8 protein-coding genes and 4 pseudogenes are annotated in these 17,971 nt (G+C 60.4%); 6 read left to right on the forward strand and 6 right to left on the reverse strand.

Translation table 11 applies throughout. The features are described from left to right. Positions 1-53: 53 nt before the first annotated feature. Positions 54-1,131: pseudogene (mtnA, locus tag HT737_RS06830) on the reverse strand (S-methyl-5-thioribose-1-phosphate isomerase). A gap of 108 nt (positions 1,132-1,239) precedes the next feature. Here mtnA and HT737_RS06835 point away from each other — a divergent pair. The 5 genes and pseudogenes from HT737_RS06835 (at position 1,240) to HT737_RS06855 (ending at position 6,202) form a co-directional block, all read left to right on the forward strand. After that, positions 1,240-2,574, forward strand: a complete 1,335-nt coding sequence (locus HT737_RS06835; protein WP_182401957.1) for a TRZ/ATZ family hydrolase — start codon at positions 1,240-1,242, stop codon at positions 2,572-2,574. A 58-nt stretch (positions 2,575-2,632) separates the two neighbouring features. After that, on the forward strand, positions 2,633-3,331 hold the full coding sequence (ubiG, locus tag HT737_RS06840; RefSeq protein WP_145594197.1) for a bifunctional 2-polyprenyl-6-hydroxyphenol methylase/3-demethylubiquinol 3-O-methyltransferase UbiG: 699 nt from the start codon (positions 2,633-2,635) through the stop codon (positions 3,329-3,331). A 4-nt stretch (positions 3,332-3,335) separates the two neighbouring features. After that, entirely contained in the window at positions 3,336-4,007 is a 672-nt protein-coding gene (gene mupP / locus HT737_RS06845) for an N-acetylmuramic acid 6-phosphate phosphatase MupP (RefSeq protein WP_047295560.1), read from the forward strand. 166 nt (positions 4,008-4,173) lie between these two features. Then, positions 4,174-4,913 (forward strand): annotated as a pseudogene (locus HT737_RS06850) (YciK family oxidoreductase). Between the two features lie 362 nt (positions 4,914-5,275). Then, positions 5,276-6,202 carry a GGDEF domain-containing protein gene (locus HT737_RS06855; RefSeq protein WP_182401959.1) on the forward strand — a complete coding sequence of 309 codons (927 nt, stop codon included), beginning with the start codon at positions 5,276-5,278 and terminating at the stop codon, positions 6,200-6,202. Between the two features lie 139 nt (positions 6,203-6,341). Here the strand turns inward: HT737_RS06855 and HT737_RS06860 are convergent, their stop codons facing one another. Continuing rightward, complete coding sequence (locus HT737_RS06860; protein ID WP_220459329.1) at positions 6,342-7,103, reverse strand: TenA family transcriptional regulator; 762 nt, start codon at positions 7,101-7,103, stop codon at positions 6,342-6,344. Between the two features lie 79 nt (positions 7,104-7,182). Next, positions 7,183-9,608 (reverse strand): annotated as a pseudogene (locus HT737_RS06865) (EAL domain-containing protein). A gap of 208 nt (positions 9,609-9,816) precedes the next feature. On the opposite strand from HT737_RS06865, the gene HT737_RS06870 reads away from it, so the two are divergent. After that, the gene (locus tag HT737_RS06870) at positions 9,817-14,430 is read left to right on the forward strand and encodes a deaminase domain-containing protein (protein WP_182401961.1); all 4,614 of its coding nucleotides are present in this window, start codon (positions 9,817-9,819) and stop codon (positions 14,428-14,430) included. On the opposite strand, the pseudogene HT737_RS06875 reads toward HT737_RS06870, so the two are convergent. The 3 genes and pseudogenes from HT737_RS06875 to HT737_RS06885 form a co-directional block, all read right to left on the reverse strand. After that, positions 14,431-16,249 (reverse strand): annotated as a pseudogene (locus HT737_RS06875) (ABC transporter ATP-binding protein). After that, complete coding sequence (locus tag HT737_RS06880) at positions 16,242-16,844, reverse strand: DsbA family protein (RefSeq protein ID WP_182401963.1); 603 nt, start codon at positions 16,842-16,844, stop codon at positions 16,242-16,244. The pseudogene HT737_RS06875 and the gene HT737_RS06880 overlap by 8 nt, the downstream one beginning before the upstream one ends. A 35-nt stretch (positions 16,845-16,879) precedes the next feature. After that, positions 16,880-17,821, reverse strand: a complete 942-nt coding sequence (locus HT737_RS06885; RefSeq protein ID WP_041069334.1) for a rhodanese-related sulfurtransferase — start codon at positions 17,819-17,821, stop codon at positions 16,880-16,882. Between the last annotated feature and the right edge of the window lie 150 nt (positions 17,822-17,971).

Consider the following 17,971-nt stretch of genomic DNA (forward strand, 5'->3'; position numbering starts at 1 on the left):
ACCTGTGGGAGCTGGCTTGCCAGCGATGGCGTCCTTGCAGACGCCGCGACCCATCAATGCAGGCGTTTGCGGCACATCAACTGAGCCATTTTCGCCGTATCCGGCCGCTCGACGATGCCCTTTTCAGTGACGATCGCGTCGATCAGATCCGCCGGCGTCACATCGAACACCGGGTTGAACGCCTCGACGTCCGCCCCCACGCGCTTGCCACCGACCTCCAGCAACTCGGCGCCATCACGCTCCTCGATCGGGATGTCGTCGCCACTGGCCAGATGCATGTCGATGGTCGAACTCGGCGCCACCACCATGAAGCGCACGCCGTGGTGCATGGCGTTGACCGCCAGTTGGTAGGTGCCGATCTTGTTCGCCACATCGCCATTGGCAGTGATGCGGTCAGCACCGACGATCACCCAGGTCACGCCTTTGGTTTTCATGATGTGCGCGGCGGCGGAGTCGGCATTGAGCGTCACCGGAATGCCTTCGTTCGCCAGCTCCCAGGCGGTCAGGCGCGACCCCTGCAGCCACGGGCGGGTTTCATCGGCGTAGACGCGCTCTACCATGCCTTCGAGATAGGCCGCGCGAATCACCCCCCAGCGCGGTACCGAAACCTCCGGTGGCCAGAGCGCCGGTATTACAGTGAGTGAGAATCGCCTGGGCGTTGCCCTGATGCTTGCGGATCAGATCGACACCGAGCTGAGCCATGGTCAGGTTGGCTTCGCGGTCGCTTTCATGAATGGCGATGGCTTCAGCTTCCAGTGCCGCCAGCGGATCGGCGTTTTCTTTCAGCCGGTCCAGGCGATCGTGCATGCGGTTCAGCGCCCAGAATAGATTGACCGCCGTCGGCCGGGAATCGGCGAGCAAGGCGAAATCCTCTTCCAGCGCCGCGTACCAGTCCCCCCCCTCAGCGATCCGTGCGCGGGCCGCAAGCACAATGCCATAGGCCGCACTGATGCCGATGGCCGGCGCGCCACGCACCACCATCGAACGAATCGCCTCAGACACACCGCCAGCGCTGGTGTAGGCAATCCAGGTTTCCTCAAACGGCAAAATACGCTGATCCAGCAGGTGGAGCGCGCCATCTCGCCAATCGATGGCCTTTACTTTCTCCGCAGCCAACAGTCGATCGCGCATCCCTCACCCCGCACTCATGAACAAAAGCCGCCGATTATAGCGATCCCCCCGCGAAGACGCTCGGGTATACTTCGCCATCCTTTACAAAAGCACTGGAACCGACCCTCGATGCCGAAACCTGCCATTGCGCTCGACTTATTATTGCTGCCGACCTGGCTGGTACCCGTCGAACCTGCAGGCGTTGTGCTCAAGGAACACGGCCTGGGCATCCGTGACGGTCGCATCGTGTTTATCGGCCCGCGCGCCGAAGCATTGAAGTGTAACGCCACTGAAGTCCGCGAATTGCCGGACGTGCTGCTCAGCCCGGGCCTGATCAACGCCCACGGGCATGCGGCGATGACCCTGTTCCGTGGCCTGGCCGACGATCTGCCGCTGATGACCTGGCTGGAAAACCACATCTGGCCGGCCGAAGCCAAATGGGTCGATGAAGATTTCGTCCGTGATGGCACTGACTTGGCGATTGCCGAGCAGATCAAAGGTGGCATCAGTTGCTTCTCGGACATGTACTTCTTCCCGAAAGTTGCCAGTGAGCGCGTGCACAACAGCGGCATTCGCGCACAGATCGCGATTCCGATCCTCGATTTCCCGATCCCCGGCGCCAGCAGCGCCGATGAGGCGATTCGTCAGGGCGTCGAGCTGTTCGGCGATCTGAAGCATCACGAACGGATCAAGATCACTTTCGGCCCTCATGCACCCTACACCGTGGGCGACGAGAACCTGGAAAAAATCCGCGTGATCGCCGAAGAGCTGGACGCATCGATCCACATGCATGTCCACGAAACCGCCTTTGAAGTCCAGCAATCGCTGGAGCATCGCGGCGAGCGGCCACTGGCCCGTCTCGGGCGCCTCGGCCTGCTCGGCCCGCGCTTCCAGGCAGTGCACATGACCCAGATCAGCGATGACGATCTGGCATTGCTGGTAGAAAGCAACACCAGCGTGATCCACTGCCCGGAATCGAACCTGAAGCTGGCCAGCGGTTTCTGCCCGGTGGAGCGTCTGTGGCAGGCTGGCGTGAACGTTGCCGTCGGCACCGATGGCGCCGCCAGTAACAACGACCTCGATCTGCTCGGCGAAACCCGTACCGCCGCGCTGCTGGCCAAAGCCGTCGCCGGCTCGGCCACCGCGCTGGACGCCCATCGCGCGCTGCGCATGGCCACGCTCAACGGCGCCCGGGCTCTGGGTATTGAGGCGCAGGTCGGTTCGCTGGAGATCGGCAAGGCCGCGGACATGGTCGCCTTCGACCTGTCCGGCCTGGCCCAGCAACCGGTCTATGACCCGGTGTCACAGCTTATCTATGCCACCGGCCGCGACTGCGTGAAACACCTGTGGGTCGCCGGCAAACAGTTACTCGACGACCGGCGCCTGACCCGTCTGGACGAACAACAGCTGGGCGCCACCGCCCGGGCCTGGGGCCAGCGCATCAGCGGCCACTCAGAATCGTAAACACCGCGGAGCAGACTTCGCGGCTACAGCCTTTTTCAAGTTTTTCGAGGAATAGATCATGAGCAACGTCGACCACGCCGAAATCGCCAAATTCGAAGCCCTGGCCCATCGCTGGTGGGACCGTGAAAGCGAGTTCAAACCACTGCACGACATCAATCCGCTGCGCGTCAACTGGATTGACGAGCGGGTCAATCTGGCCGGCAAGAAAGTTCTCGACGTCGGCTGCGGTGGCGGCATTCTCAGCGAAGCCATGGCCCAGCGCGGCGCCACGGTAACGGGCATCGACATGGGCGAAGCGCCGCTGGCGGTCGCGCAACTGCATCAATTGGAATCCGGGGTCAACGTCGAGTACCGGCAGATCACCGCTGAAGCCCTTGCCGAAGAAATGCCCGAGCAGTTCGACGTCGTAACCTGCCTGGAAATGCTCGAACACGTACCGGACCCGTCGTCGGTGATTCGCGCCTGCTACCGCATGGTCAAGCCCGGCGGCCAAGTGTTTTTCTCGACCATCAACCGCAACCCGAAGGCGTACCTGTTCGCCATCGTCGGTGCCGAATACATCATGAAGCTGCTGCCGCGCGGCACCCACGACTTCAAGAAATTCATTCGCCCGTCCGAGCTGGGCGCCTGGAGCCGCATCGCCGGCCTGACCGTCAAGGACATCATCGGCCTGACCTACAACCCGCTGACCAAGCACTACAAGCTGGCCAGCGACGTTGACGTCAACTACATGATCCAGACCCTGCGCGAGGAGTAAACCGATGGCCATCAGAGCAGTCCTTTTCGACATGGACGGCACCCTGCTCGACACCGCGCCGGATTTCATCGCCATCTGTCAGGCGATGCGCGCGGATCGCGGCTTGCCGCCAATGAACGACAAGCACATCCGCGACGAAATTTCCGGCGGCGCCAAAGCCATGGTCGCGGTGACGTTCTCGATGGACCCGGAATCGCCGGGCTTCGAAGAACTGCGTCAGGAGTTCCTCGAACGCTATCTGGCCGGTTGCGCGGTACACAGCAAGCTGTTCGACGGCATGGGCGAATTGCTGGCCGACATTGAGCGGGGCAACCTGATCTGGGGCGTGGTCACCAACAAACCGGTTCGGTTTGCCGAGCCGATCATGCAGCAACTGGGGCTGGCCGAGCGCTCGGCGCTGTTGATCTGCCCGGACCACGTGAAAAACAGCAAGCCGGATCCGGAGCCGCTGATCCTCGCATGCAAGATGCTTGATCTGGATCCGTCCACCGTGCTGTTTGTGGGCGATGATCTGCGCGACATCGAATCGGGGCGCGATGCGGGCACCAAAACCGCCGCCGTGACCTATGGCTATATCCACCCGGACGACAACCCGCGGCACTGGGGCGCGGATGTGGTGGTGGATCATCCGCTGGAACTGCGCAAGGTCATCGACAACGCGCTGTGCAGCTGCTGAAAACGGCCGTTGTGGCGAGGGGATTTATCCCCGATGGGATGCGAAGCAGCCCGCGCACTTTCAGGTCGATTCGATAGACAGGTTTCACGACTGCTTCGCAGCCGGTCGGGGATAAATCCCCTCACCACAGGGAAGCAGGTCTTCATGAATGGATTGTGAGGTTTTTATGTTTGATTACACCGCCCGTCCCGAATTGCTCAAGGACCGGGTCATTCTGGTCACCGGTGCCGGGCGCGGTATCGGCGCCGCGGCTGCCAAGACCTACGCCGCCCATGGCGCTACCGTGCTGTTGCTGGGCAAGACCGAAGCCAATCTGACGCAGTCTACGACGAAATCGAAGCCGCCGGCCATCCACAACCGGCGGTGATCCCGTTCAACCTCGAGACCGCCCTGCCCCATCAATACGATGAGCTGGCGGCGATGATCGAAACCGAGTTCGGCCATCTTGATGGCCTGCTGCACAACGCCTCGATCATTGGGCCGCGTACGCCGATCGAGCAACTGTCCGGCGAAAACTTCATGCGCGTCATGCAGGTCAACGTCAACGCCATGTTCATGCTCACCAGCACCTTGCTGCCGCTGCTCAAGCTGTCGCAGGATGCCTCGGTGGTGTTCACCTCCAGCAGCGTCGGACGCAAGGGCCGGGCCTACTGGGGCGCCTACGGTGTGTCGAAGTTTGCCACCGAAGGCCTGATGCAGACGCTGGCCGACGAGGTCGATGGCGTAGCACCCGTGCGTTCCAACAGCATCAACCCGGGCGGCACGCGTACCAGCATGCGCGCACAGGCCTATCCAGGGGAAAACCCGCTGAACAATCCGACCCCGGAAGAGATCATGCCGGTGTACCTGTACCTGATGGGCCCGGACAGCACGGGCATCAATGGCCAGGCATTCAACGCGCAATAAGTGCCATACGTCGCTTTTGTTGCCGTGGCGGATTACCGTCGCGGCACACCTTTGCCGCTTTTCGCCGTCACATTCCAGTCAAATATCTGCCACCCCCGCCCAAAGCAAAATGCCATCCCGTTGATTCATAACGTTTTTAATTATCGTGAACCGAATGGCACGACTTTCGCTCTAAATCTCCTCAAAGCACGCCGTGTGAAGGCACTGGGGCAAGGGCGATTTCGATAGCTGACTAATCGTCATCCGGCAGACTAAACTTACGCCAAATGTCCTACGGGACTGATGGATCAGTATGACGCGCAGCCCATAGCCGCTCTCACCCAGCCTGTAAGACAGACTTACTGCTTAGGGGCTCACGCCATATGAAATCACCTTCCCAGACCAATGCAATTGACTTTGACAGTGCCAAATTGCAACGCCTGGGCTTTGGTCAGCTGCCTCCGCTTCTGGAACGCCCGGCCAGCCTCGCGCAACTGCGCCAGCAAATGAGCCTGCAACTGCAAACCAGTCTTGAGCCGCAACGAATCCTCGGTCTGTTTTTTCGCGAAGTTCAGCGCCTGGTGCCGCTGGATGCCTTGAGTTACGTGCATTCAGGCAGCGACCTGCGTCTGGAATTCGGTGCGCGCGGTCACCATTCCGTCAGCTATAGCCTCAGCCACGAAGGCGAGCACTTGGGCGAACTGGTGTTTCGCCGCAACCAGCGCTTCAGCGAGCAGGATCAGGGCAACCTCGAATCGTTGCTGTCGTCGCTGTTGTTCCCGATGCGCAACGCCCTGCTCTACCGCGCTGCGACGCAAAGTGCGCTGCGCGACCCGCTGACCGGAACCGGCAACCGGATCGCCATGGAGCAGACCCTGCAGCGCGAGATCGACATGTCACGTCGGCACCTGCAACCACTATCGGTTCTGATGCTCGACATCGACCACTTCAAACGGGTCAACGACAGCCACGGCCACAGCGCCGGCGATGACGTGCTCAAAGCGGTGGCAGCCTCGATCAAGAGCCAGTTGCGCAACGTCGACATGGTGTTTCGCTATGGCGGGGAAGAGTTTCTGATCCTGCTGTCGAACACCGGCCGGGAAGCGGCGCAAATGGTTGGCGAGCGTTTGCGCCATGCCGCGCAGGCTGAGGAATACTTCGTCGACGGCCAGTTGATCGACCTGACCGTGAGCCTTGGCTGTTCGACTCTTCTGCCGGGGGAATCGGCCGACAGTCTGCTGCGCCGGGCGGACAGTGCGCTGTATGTGGCCAAGCGCGAAGGACGTAACCGCCTGACGATGGCGGGCTGAATACTCTCAGACAGCACACAGCAGTGTGGGAGCGAGCCTGCTCGCGAAAGCGGTGAATCAGTCAAAACCGTGCTGACTGAAGGCGCCGTCTTCGCGAGCAGGCTCGCTCCCACATTTTTGCTACACCTCAGACCTTGAATCAGCTCTCTGCCAACGCCAGACGCTCACGACCGTGGATCGCGCGCTCCGTGGTTTCCAGCTGCATGCAGCGTTCAAGGAACAGGTACATGTAGTCGTAGCTCTTGCACACGGCCTGGCGCAGCTCGGTCTGCAATGCCTGGCTCGGGTTCATCCCCGCCAGCGTGCAGATGATTTCCAGCGCTTCCCATGGATGGGCGTCGTCGTATTGGGCATGCATCTTCAGCCATTTCATCGCGCGCTTGCGGTCTTCTTCCGGGAACGCCGCAGCGTACACGCCAGTGGAACACACCAGCGCCGACCACTCCCCGGTCGCGCCCTCGATGGCGTAGTTGGTGGCGGCGATGGCGACGATCAGCGAATCCGCCGAACTCGTATGCCAGCACCAGTGACTCAGCGCATGCAGTTCCGGCGGCACTTGCTGAGCCTGAAGATCCTCAAGGCTGACGCCGTGCGCGCGGCTCCAGTTCAGCCAGTAATCGGCATGATTGAGTTCAACACGGATGTTCCGCATCAGCCAGCGGCGCGCCATGTCCTCCCCAGGATGGCGGGCAAACCTGGTCTTGGTCAGGTTCTGCGCCATATACAACGCAAACTGTTCAACGACCGGCCAGCCCCCGATCAGGTACTGGCGCATGGTCTTGGCGCTGAGCTTGTTATCGCGCATGCGCTGGTACAGTTCATGTTCGACAACCCGGCGCTTGCTCTCGCTGCAATCCGTAATGAGCTGTTGCGCCCAGGCGGGATAACTTGCAGCTTCCATGAGTGGTCCGGTTCGGTTGAATGTGTCGATCACTGTTCGGCTCCTTTTGATTTGTGATTGTAAGGATCGGCAAGAGATTTCAACGGAACGTGCCAGGCGCCTTGAATAACAACGGCTGCGGTCTGGCGGGCCGACTTTGCAAACTGTCGCAGGTAAACAACTGCGGGCGTTCGATGACGTAACCCTGAGCGTAATCCACCCCGATTTCAAGCAATGCCTGCTCGATCTGGGTTGTTTCTACAAACTCGGCAATTGTCTGCTTACCCATGACATGCCCGATGTGATTGATCACTTCGACCATTGCGCGGTTAATCGGGTCGTCCAGCATATCCTTTACGAAACTTCCGTCGATCTTCAGGAAGTCTACAGGCAAATGTTTCAGATAAGCGAATGAAGACATTCCGGCGCAAAAATCATCAAGCGAGAAGTAACATCCTAAGCCTTTGAGTTCATTAATAAATCTAATTGCACTCCCAAGATTGGCAATGGCACTGGTTTCGGTAATTTCAAAACAAATCATTTCAGGAGGTATGGCGTAGTTAACAAACTGTTCACGTAGAAAGTGCAAAAACGCGTCATCTCCGATAGTAATGCCTGAAAGATTAATCGCACACATTGCCAAAGGTTCTTCATGTTGTTCGGCAATACATTGGGCAATGACTTTAAAAACATTTTCTACAACCCAACGGTCCAGTTGGCTCATCAGACCATAACGTTCGGCCGCCGGAATGAAACTGTCCGGCAGGATCATTCGTCCGGCCTCGTCGTGCAGACGCAAGAGTATCTCGATGTGCCCGCCGCCATCAGCTGCGGGGCCCAGTGGCGCGATTTCCTGGGCGTAAAGGCAAAAGCGGTCTTCTTCCAGAGCCATGTGCAGGCGCTGCACCCAGGCCATTTCGCCGAAGCGCAGAGACAGTTCGGAGTCGTCTGCGTGATAAACCTGCACCCGGTTACGGCCCTTTTCCTTGGCCATGTAGCAAGCCATGTCAGCCGCGCGCAATGAGGCTTCCAGAGTGGTCGGGGTCTGGGCGATGTGCACCAGACCGATACTCACCGTGGTCAGAAACGGTCGGCCCTTCCACACGAAGTGCAGGTTCTGCACAGTCTGACGCAAGCTCTCGGCAATTTTCTCGGCAGCGTCCGGGGCGCAGTTCTCCAGCAGGATGCCGAACTCGTCGCCGCCCAGCCGTGCCAGGGTGTCGCTCTCGCGCAAGCCCGATTGCAACAGCGCGCAGATGTGCCGCAGCAACTCATCGCCTGCGGCATGGCCGCAGGTGTCGTTGACCAGTTTGAACTGGTCCAGATCAAGGAACATCAGCGCATGCCGACCGGGCTGGCGCGTCAGGTTGTGCAGGGCTTGCTCCAGGCGATATTCGAATTCGCGGCGGTTGGCCAGACCGGTCAAGGCATCGTGGGTCGCCTGCCACGACAGGTTGGCGATGTATTGCCGCTCCTGAGTCATGTCATGCAGCACCAACACCGTGCCACTGACTTTCTCGGCATTGCGGATCGGTGCGCCCACCAGCGTCACGGAAACCGTGCTGCCGTCCAGGCGCTGAATCAGTTTGGAATGTTCGCTGCCGCCGACCAGTTGCCCGCTGAGGATATGCTCGATCAGCGTCAGTCCTTCTGCCTGCGCGTTGTCGTCCAGCAGATTAAACAGCGCGGCCAGAGGCAGCCCCGCCGCATGCTCGGACTTCCAGTGCGTCATGGCTTCTGCCGCAGGATTCATGTAATCGATCGCACCGTTGACGTCGGTGGTGATGACCCCGTCGCCAATCGATTGCAGGGTGATGTGCGCCCGGTCCTTCTCCAGCTGCAGCGCCTGGGCAAAGGCATGGCGCTGCTTGAGCAGTTTGTGGGTGCGCAACAGTGCCAGCATGATCAACCCCAGCGCCGTGGCCAGGTTGGTGAACAGCAGCAGGCGCAGGATCATCCGCGAGCCCTCGCCCAAGGCATCGCTGAAAGCCTTGGCCGCCGGCGTTACACCGTCGTTGATGGCAAAGATCTGCGCTTTCCAGTGCTGGATGTCAGCCGGCGTCGCGACATTCTCGCTGATGCCTGATGCATCTCGCGCGCGACATTGTCCAGTTGTACCAGATAGGCATCGCCGATGGTCCAGCGGTCGATCGCTGTTTCCAGATAACTGAAATGACGGAAATTGAGGTACAGCCAGATCAGGCTCGAAACGTCATCGGGATGGTTGCCACCCTTGAGAATCCCCTCCCGCGCCGCCTGCAGATCCGGTGGTTGACGATCCAGCGCCAGACGCAACTGGTGACCGCCCTGAGGCACCGCAATCGCGTCCTTGTACTTGAGGAAGATCGCCTCGTCACGGCTGTCGGCATACAGGTTCAAATAATAGATGGCGTCCTTCTGGCCCTTGGACCAGAGACTTTCACCGGCAACGTAGCCCCGCACGGCCGACAGGACGTAGAGACTCACGCCCCCCAATAACGCCTGAAATAACACGACGGCAATAAATGGCCAGACGATGCCCAACAACCGTGGCGTTCCGAGTGTCCTTTTTTTGCTTCATGAGGTCCTTTGCGTACGTACTGCCATCATCAAGGGGAGACCGCTAAAGCCAGACTAGGGGGCGTTACCCCTTCCGGCAAGCCAGGAAGCGTGCAACCGACCATACATATGTACCGCACCCAAGGTGCGCGATGCTTCGACACTGACGGCTTTCAATCATCCAGAGCCATCTTCCATGCAGTCACTTTCAACCGCGCTGCAACGCCATACTGCCCAACAGAGCGAATACCGCGCAATGATCACTGCCCTGCGCGCGGTCCTCGACGCTTCGACTCCACTGGAGTCCTACTACCTGGCGCCCCAGGCCCATTCACGCCTGGGCGCAGCGCAAGACCAGGCGCAAAACATGCTGCAGACGCTGTTCGAAAACAGCGGCGAACCACAATTGACCGCGTACCTGCAGACATCCAGAGAATCACTGCTGCAAGTCGACGCCACGGCTGATCAATGCAGCTTCTCCTTCAACCGTCGCGATGGCAGCATCGACCGGTATGTCATCGACAGCGTCAGCCGCGCCTCCAGCAGCGTTCAAGCGTTTCAGCAAGCGTTGCTGAGTATAGGCGCACACCTGCGTTCCGACAGGCTGCTACCGCTGTCACAACTGCTGCGTGAGTCCGGGTTCACATTTGCGGATGCACCGGACGCCGCAGCACTGACCCGGCTGATCGGCAAAGTCGAAGAACAGTGCGCCAGCCACCGGCTGAGTCTGCGACCTCTCTCGACGCTTACGGTAATGATGAGCGACGAGGACAAAGCCGCGGCTCACGATGTGATTGGCGCCTGGCTCATCGGTAAATCCCTGTCGGCCATCGACAGTCTGGCCAGCGAAGTCACGCCTCCTTTTACCCTCCAGCAACTGGAGCAGCAGCCCGCCACCTGCCTGGAGCGCTTGCTCGACACCCCGCAGGCCCATGACCTGGGCTTGCGCTTGCTGCAAAAGCTGCAATGGTACGGTGCCCGTCCCGATGAACTGACCGTCCCCGATATCGGCCTGCGTTTACTGCTCGAAGCGTTATGCCTGTGGTACGAACTGCCCGGCAACCACAGCTCGACCGAAGTGGCCGGTTTTGCGCTCGAACAACGCGCTCACTACGGAGCCGGCTACGCCACCATTCGCCGGGACTTTCTACAGCATCTGGAGGATTCTGACCGAACCTCGACGACGATCGAAAAACACCTGCTGGGATGGGTCTGTCTGGCGCAATTCGGACCGGAATTTCAAGTGCGCGACATCCCTGACGACTTGCCTTACGCCAGCTCGGTGGTCTGGGTCAATTTCGTGCATGGCGTGCACCTCGCTCATGCCCTTGATCCAGGGTTGCTGGAGTATTTGAGCTTCCAGCAACTGGTGGATCTGCCGCTGCACAAAAGTCAAAACGCCAGCAGCGACCTGCAAACCCTGATCGCCATGACCCGAGCGGCTGCCGCACGTACCTGGACCGCAGCCACCGGAGCGTTGGCTGTCGCGAGCGAAGCCTCCGACGGTCAGGCGCCGCTGCACGCTCTGGAAGACCACGAGAAACAACTGAACGCGGCGATCCTGCAACTGGACACCGAGCCGCCACGCAGGCTCACTCTGGCACAACAAGAACTGGACAAGGCACTGGCCAACGATCTGTACGATCACACGACGATTCGCCTCAAACGCTACCATCACTCAGCGCGCAACCGTACCCGACGCAACATTATCGATACCGAAGATGTGGCATTGCATACCTGGCCGCTGCTGGAGGTCTATGCCTCTGGCGGGCTGAACAACGACACGCGCTGGTACGTCAGCAGCGATGGCCGCAACGCCAGCGAATGGATCAGCCTGAATCCGCAAGGCAGGCTGCAAAGTGGTTTTGTCGACACCGAATATCGGGGCCGACGCCTTTCACGCTTCCCGAGCAATTGCACCCTGCCCGAGATCAAGACAGAGTTTGACCGGCAGTTCGACGACTATCTGAGCAAGACCCGCAAAGCCTATGAATATTTGATCAAGTCATTATTGGTCACGCTACCGTGGGCTGAACGCCGGGCACTGGAGCACGGCGAAGTGAGGATTCACAGCCTCAGGGATCAGACGCGGCACATCGAGGCACACCTGGAAACAGCGGAAAATATCCTGCCACGTCGGGCACGCATGGGTTTCGTCCTGCAGGTGACGTATCAGGGCCCGTCCCGCTTCTACGAATGCCTGCCGCGCGCCGGCATCATTCGCCACCGTGCAGATCTGGACGGTACCCATATTGGCGGTCTGTTAATGCCACCACTTGCCCCTAAACGTGGACGCACCAAGGCCCAGCGCATCACTCGCATCATCGCCCGCCGCCTGCCATTTGATCGACAAGCACACTGGAACGGTTCGTCCCCCGCCCCCGACGCCAGGTGCATCGCCATCCTCGAACCACTGGGCAAGCCGCTCCCGGTTTCGGTGATCCCGGCGGCCCATCACGACAGTTCGCCGAACCTGAGCTTTACTTCGCCACGCACTGCGCAAATCGCTTCATTCATCGCGACGCAGCTGTTCTATGTCGACGAGCAGGCGCTGCGCAGCGACGCCTGGGGAAAAACCCGCTTCGAACAAGACACCAGCAAAACGCACTGGATTCATGCCCTCAAGGGCTTTATTCCGTTCTGGGGCAGTCTCGAAGACCTGCAATCGGACAGTCCGGAGAAACGCGCGCTGGGCGTACTCGGCCTGTTCCTCGATATCGTCTCGTTCGCGATTCCCTTGGGCAAGTTTGTCGCCGGCAGCATCCGTCTTGCAGCCGTGGCAGGAAGAATGGCGATTCGCGTCGCATTGCCACGCATGGCGCAATTGTCGAAGAACCTGCTGGTTTCGAGCTTGAGAAACCTCAATCCGCTGGACGCTGTGCCTGCCTTGCTCAAGCTCGGAGGCCGAGGCGTGATCGGCGCCGTGCGGGCCGTGGCGCATCTGGAACACCGCGCCGTGGCGCGTCTGCAGAGACTGGCCGGCAGAAGCGCTGACTATGACGTGATACGCAACCTGCCCCAGGCGCTGGATGCCGGTCGGTGGAAAGCGCTGAACCCTGCCGATCAATTGGCGGTGGTCAGGGGCATTGACGACGTACCGGTACGCAACGTCGGCGGTTCCCGGTACCACCTGCTCGATCCGCTGTCCGACCGCCCTTACGGGCCTCAGTTACTCGCACACGAACACGATTTTTCGCTGGGGCGTTCGCATTACAGCGTCGTGAAAAAAACCGATAATCAAGTCGATATCGAGCTGGCGCCCGATACGCGCATCGAACTCATGCCCGAGGCTGGCGGACGCACCACGGTATTGATCGATGATGTGCCCTATCGACTCGACGGCGATGAACTGCGCCGGGTCGATCTGCTCGATGACAGTCAGCACTGGACACTGCTGCCATGCCGGGTCCGTCGTGCACCGGGCGCGAGCGACTGCCGCGTCAGCTACATCACCGCAGAACCCGCCCCGACCCCCGCCCTCGGCACGATCGACAGGGAAAAGGGTTACGCGCCGTGGTTTGGCGAGCGGATTTCGGAGCCCGCCGCCCTGCCCCGGCAAAAAGGAACGTTCCTGGCGGTCGATGCCAGGCTTTATCAAATCATTGATAACCGCCCGCGATTGTTCACCGGCGACCTGCATCGCCTGGGCTTCAATCAGGGCAAGCTGATGCCAAGACAGCAGATTCAAGCCACGCTGCAGTTTCGCAAAGGTATTTATGCCCGGATAAAAACCGGCGGTACCTACGACGGGATCAATGATTCACATCAGGTCGGCGCAGTGCTGCTGCCGGCCATCGACGACTCGGCCACCCATGTATTTTTCCGGGTCAACAACCATGAGTACTACCTCGCCACTTTCGCCAACGGCGAAGTCCCGGTCGGGCAGCTGACATTCAAACGCCTGGCCCCCGCCGAACTGGTCGACGGCAGCCTCGGTGCGGAACTGCTGACCGTCTACACCGGCTCGCTGCACGCCAATAACATCGTGCGCATCCATGGCCTCGAATCGGTGCAGCGCGCGATGCAGGCCATGGAGCAGATCGCGATTCCCATCGGCACCACGGCCAGTCCGGCCAACCATCTGAAATGGCTGAAAGTCGACACCAGTCCGGGCGAGGCGCTGATGTTTGATCACTCGACCCGGATGATCGTCACCCGCCTGCCCGAAGGCGCCGTCACGTGGGCGCGCAGCAAGGAAGCGCCGGAAGCCTTGCGGCAGAAAACCGCAGAGATTTTCGACACGTTGTTCCTGTCACCGACGATCAACCCGGCCAACAACGCGGCACTGCGTATCGACAGTGCCATGCAGAAACTGCACAACCTGTTGCCCGTGCGTGAACGGCCACTCAACGCCCGCAACATCGCCTACGCCGAAGTCACCACGGCCAGCGGTAAACGGGAAGTCTACGTCAGTGTCTCCGGCGCTCAGGGCAGCACCCAGCGCCTGCCGCTGTTTCGCCACATGGGCGCCAATCATGTACGGATCGGCAACACCACTTACATCAATATCGACTACAACCCGGCCTTCCCGCGCACCTCGCTGGAGGTGACCGAGCAAGGGCAATTACTGGCCGTGCCGCTGACCATCAAGGATCTGAAAACCTATCAGCCAACGCAGACCAGCCGGCCGACCTCGCTGGACAGCGAAAGCAAACTGATCAGCGTGCTGCGCGAGAAATACCCCGATCCGAAGGAGATCCGCTCGGTCGACATCGCGACAACCATGCGCCCGTGCGAATCCTGTTCGGTGGTGATGAAGCAGTTCGGCCATGATGGCGGCGAGACAGCGTTGCAGGTGCTGTGGGGCTGATTACAGACGCTGCAAGTGGCCGTAGAGCTTGGCGTAGAGGCCGCCATCGGCGATCAGTTGCTGGTGGTCGCCATCCTCGGCCACTTGCCCGCCATCGAACACCAGCACGCGATCGGCCTGCTTCACCGCCGACAGGCGATGGGCAATGATCAGCGTGGTGCGGCCGCTGAGGAAGCGCGCCATGGCCTGATGCAGGTTGTATTCGGTAGCGGCATCGAGGGCCGAGGTGGCTTCGTCGAGGATCACCACTTTCGGCTCGGCGAGGATCATCCGCGCAATTGCCAGACGCTGGCGCTGACCGCCGGACAGGCGTACGCCGGAACGTCCAACGATACTGTCCAGGCCATCCGGCAAGGCGCGGATGGTCGCCTCCAGCTGGGCGATTTCCAGTGCCTGCCAGCAGGCTTCGTCGCTGCGGGTGCGGCCCATGGTCAGGTTGGCGCGCACGGTGTCGTTGAACAGTGCCGGGTGCTGCAGCACCACCGCGACGTTTTCGCGAATCAGTTCCAGGCCGATTTCCTGCTGGGTCGAACCGCCGAAACGAATGGTGCCGGACAACGGCGTGTACAACCCGAGCAGCAACTGCACCAGCGTGCTCTTGCCGCCGCCACTGGCACCGACAATCGCGACTTTTTCACCGGGAGCAATGGACAGGTTCATCTGATCCACCACCAGTTCATCGCCGTAACCGAAGCTCAGCCCCTGCACCTCGATGCCCACGGTTTCACGGCCCTTGAACGGGTCGACGCCGCCCGGGTACTGCGGTTCGTCAGCCCGCGCCAGCAGTTCGTTGATCCGCGCCAACGCGCCGCCCGCCGCGTAGTAGGCGTATTGCAGATTGAGCAGTTGCTCGACCGGGCCGATCATGAACCACAGGTAACTGAACACCGCGAGCATCTGCCCGATCGACAGGTCGGAGAACAGCACCGTGAGCATCGCTGCCGCGCGGAAGATGTCGATGCCGAACTGGAACAGCAGACCACTGGCGCGGTTCGACGCATCGGTTTTCCACTGCGAATTGACCGCATAGTTACGCACTTCCTGCGCGCGCAAGCCGAGTCGCCCGAGGAAGAAGCCCTGACGGTTGCCGGCGCGCACTTCCTGGATCGCATCAAGGGTTTCGCTCAAGGCCTGGGTGAAACGCGAGGTGCTGTCGTTCTCCAGTTTCTTCAGGTGTTTGACCCGCTTGCCCAGTTGCACCGTGGCGTAGATCACCAACGGGTTGAACAGCAGGATCAGCAGCGCCAGTTTCCAGTGCATCCACATCAGAATGCTGGCGGTGCCAACCAGGGTCAGCATCGCCACCAGAAACCGGCTGAGGGTTTCGCCGACGAATTTGTCGAGAGTGTCCAGATCGGTGACCAGATGCGTGGTCACGGTGCCGCTGCCGAGGCTTTCATATTCGCCGAGGGAAATCCTTTTCAGGCGCTCGATCAGGCGCACGCGAATGCGGTAGACGATGTCTTTCGCCAGCCGGGCAAACAGCCGCGCCTGCAACACGCCAAAAACACAAGGCGCTGCAACGCAGCGTCAGGGTGACCAGCAGCATCAGGCCGATATAACCCGCCGCCTGCTGCCACATCGACGGCAACACATGGTTCATGACTTTCAGCGCGGCATCGCCATGGCCGAGCAGGACTTCGTCCACCAGCAACGGCAACAGCAACGGAATCGGCACGCTGCACAAAGTCGCCAGCACGGCCACGCCGTTGGCGATCCACAGGGACTTTTTGTGATGCAGTGCCAGGCGCCGGACTTCTGCCCAGCTCAGCCGGTCGACACGCTTTACGGCTGGCGTGTCATCGGCCCGGTCAGGCACAGGCTGCGCGCTCCAGCCAGCGGCCGAGCAATGGCGACAGCTCACTGAGCGGTTGATAGCCGTTGGTCAGCAAGGCCAGTTGGCCATTGCGCTCGGCGAGCAGGGTCGGGAATCCGGCAATGCCCAGATCCTGCACCCAAGTGAAATCCGCCTGAGTCGCTTTGTGTTGGTCGGCATGATCAAACAAGGCAGCAAATTCGATGCGCGGCACGCCAGCCTTTTCAGCCAGCTCCACCAGCACACTGGCCTGGGTGACATCGCGACCTTCAGCGTAAAACGCCTGCTGGATCAGGCCGACCAGCGTCCAAGCGCAATCCGGTGCCAGGCTGCGCGCGGTAACGATCGCGCGGCAGGCCGGCTCGGTGTCGTAGACAAAACCGTCGGGCAAGGCGCCGTCGAACTTGAACGGCTGCCCGGTGGCCTCAGTGACCGCCTGCCAATGCTCAAGGATGTAGCGCCGCGTGGTCGGCTCCAGCGCCGCACCGTTGCCGGTGCGCAAGCCGCCGACCACCAGATGCAGCTCCACTCCCGCTGCCTGCGCCTGCTCGACCAATGCCTTGGCGACCGGAGCGAACCCCCAGCACCAGGAACACATCGGATCCATCACATAGAGCAGGCGCGCAGTCATGATCAGGCCTCGGTGGATGCTTGTTTATAGTTGTAGCCGATCGGGTGCGGCATGTTGCGCGCCTTGGCCAGTTCGATCTGCTTCTGCCGATCGATGGCGCTGCGGCGGGTTTTCTCGCTCAGCTTGTCCCAGCAATGCGGGCAGCTGATACCGGCCACGTAATGTTCGGAGGCACGATCTTCAACACTGACCGGTGTGCGGCAGGCATGACATTGATCGTAGTCGCCTTCGCTGAGGTCGTGACGCACGGTCACGCGGTTGTCGAAGACGAAGCAGTCGCCCTGCCACTTGGTTTCTTCCTGCGGCACTTCTTCGAGGTACTTCAGGATACCGCCCTTGAGGTGGTAAACCTCTTCGAAACCCTCGCCCAGCATGTAGCTGGAGGCTTTTTCGCAGCGAATGCCGCCGGTGCAGAACATCGCGACTTTCTTGTGCACGGCCGGGTCGAAGTGCTCTTTGATGTAGTCGGGGAATTCACGAAAACTGGTGGTTTTCGGATCGATGGCGCCTTCGAAGGTGCCGATTGCCACTTCGTAGTCGTTGCGGGTGTCGATCAGCAGCACTTGCGGGTCGCTGATCAGCGCGTTCCAGTCCTGCGGCTCGACATAGGTGCCGACCTTTTTGTTCGGATCCACGCCTTCGACGCCGAGGGTGACGATCTCTTTCTTCAGCTTGACCTTGGTGCGATAGAACGGCTGCTCGTCGCAGTACGACTCTTTGTGGTCGATGTCGATCATGCGCGGGTCGTTCTTCAGCCAGGCGAGCAGGCCATCAATGCCTTCGCGGCTACCGGACACGGTGCCGTTGATGCCTTCTTCAGCGATCAGCAGGGTGCCTTTGATGCCGTTGTCGACCATCGCTTTGAGCAGTGGCTCGCGCAGGTCAACGTAATCTTCGAGGGTGACGAACTTATACAGTGCCGCCACGACAATCGGTTGTGTCATGGGTATTTCTCCAGGTGGCTACCCTCGCAAAGGGTGAACCGGATTCAAAAAAAACGCGCCGGCTGAGCGGCGCGTTGCGGATTCTAGCAAAAAAGATCGCAGCCTGCGGCAGCTCCTAACAGGGAACTCAATCCAGTGTAGGAGCTGCCG

Origin of the sequence: Pseudomonas sp. MD195_PC81_125 (assembly GCF_014060985.1) — a bacterium.
Taxonomy (GTDB): domain Bacteria; phylum Pseudomonadota; class Gammaproteobacteria; order Pseudomonadales; family Pseudomonadaceae; genus Aquipseudomonas; species Aquipseudomonas parakoreensis.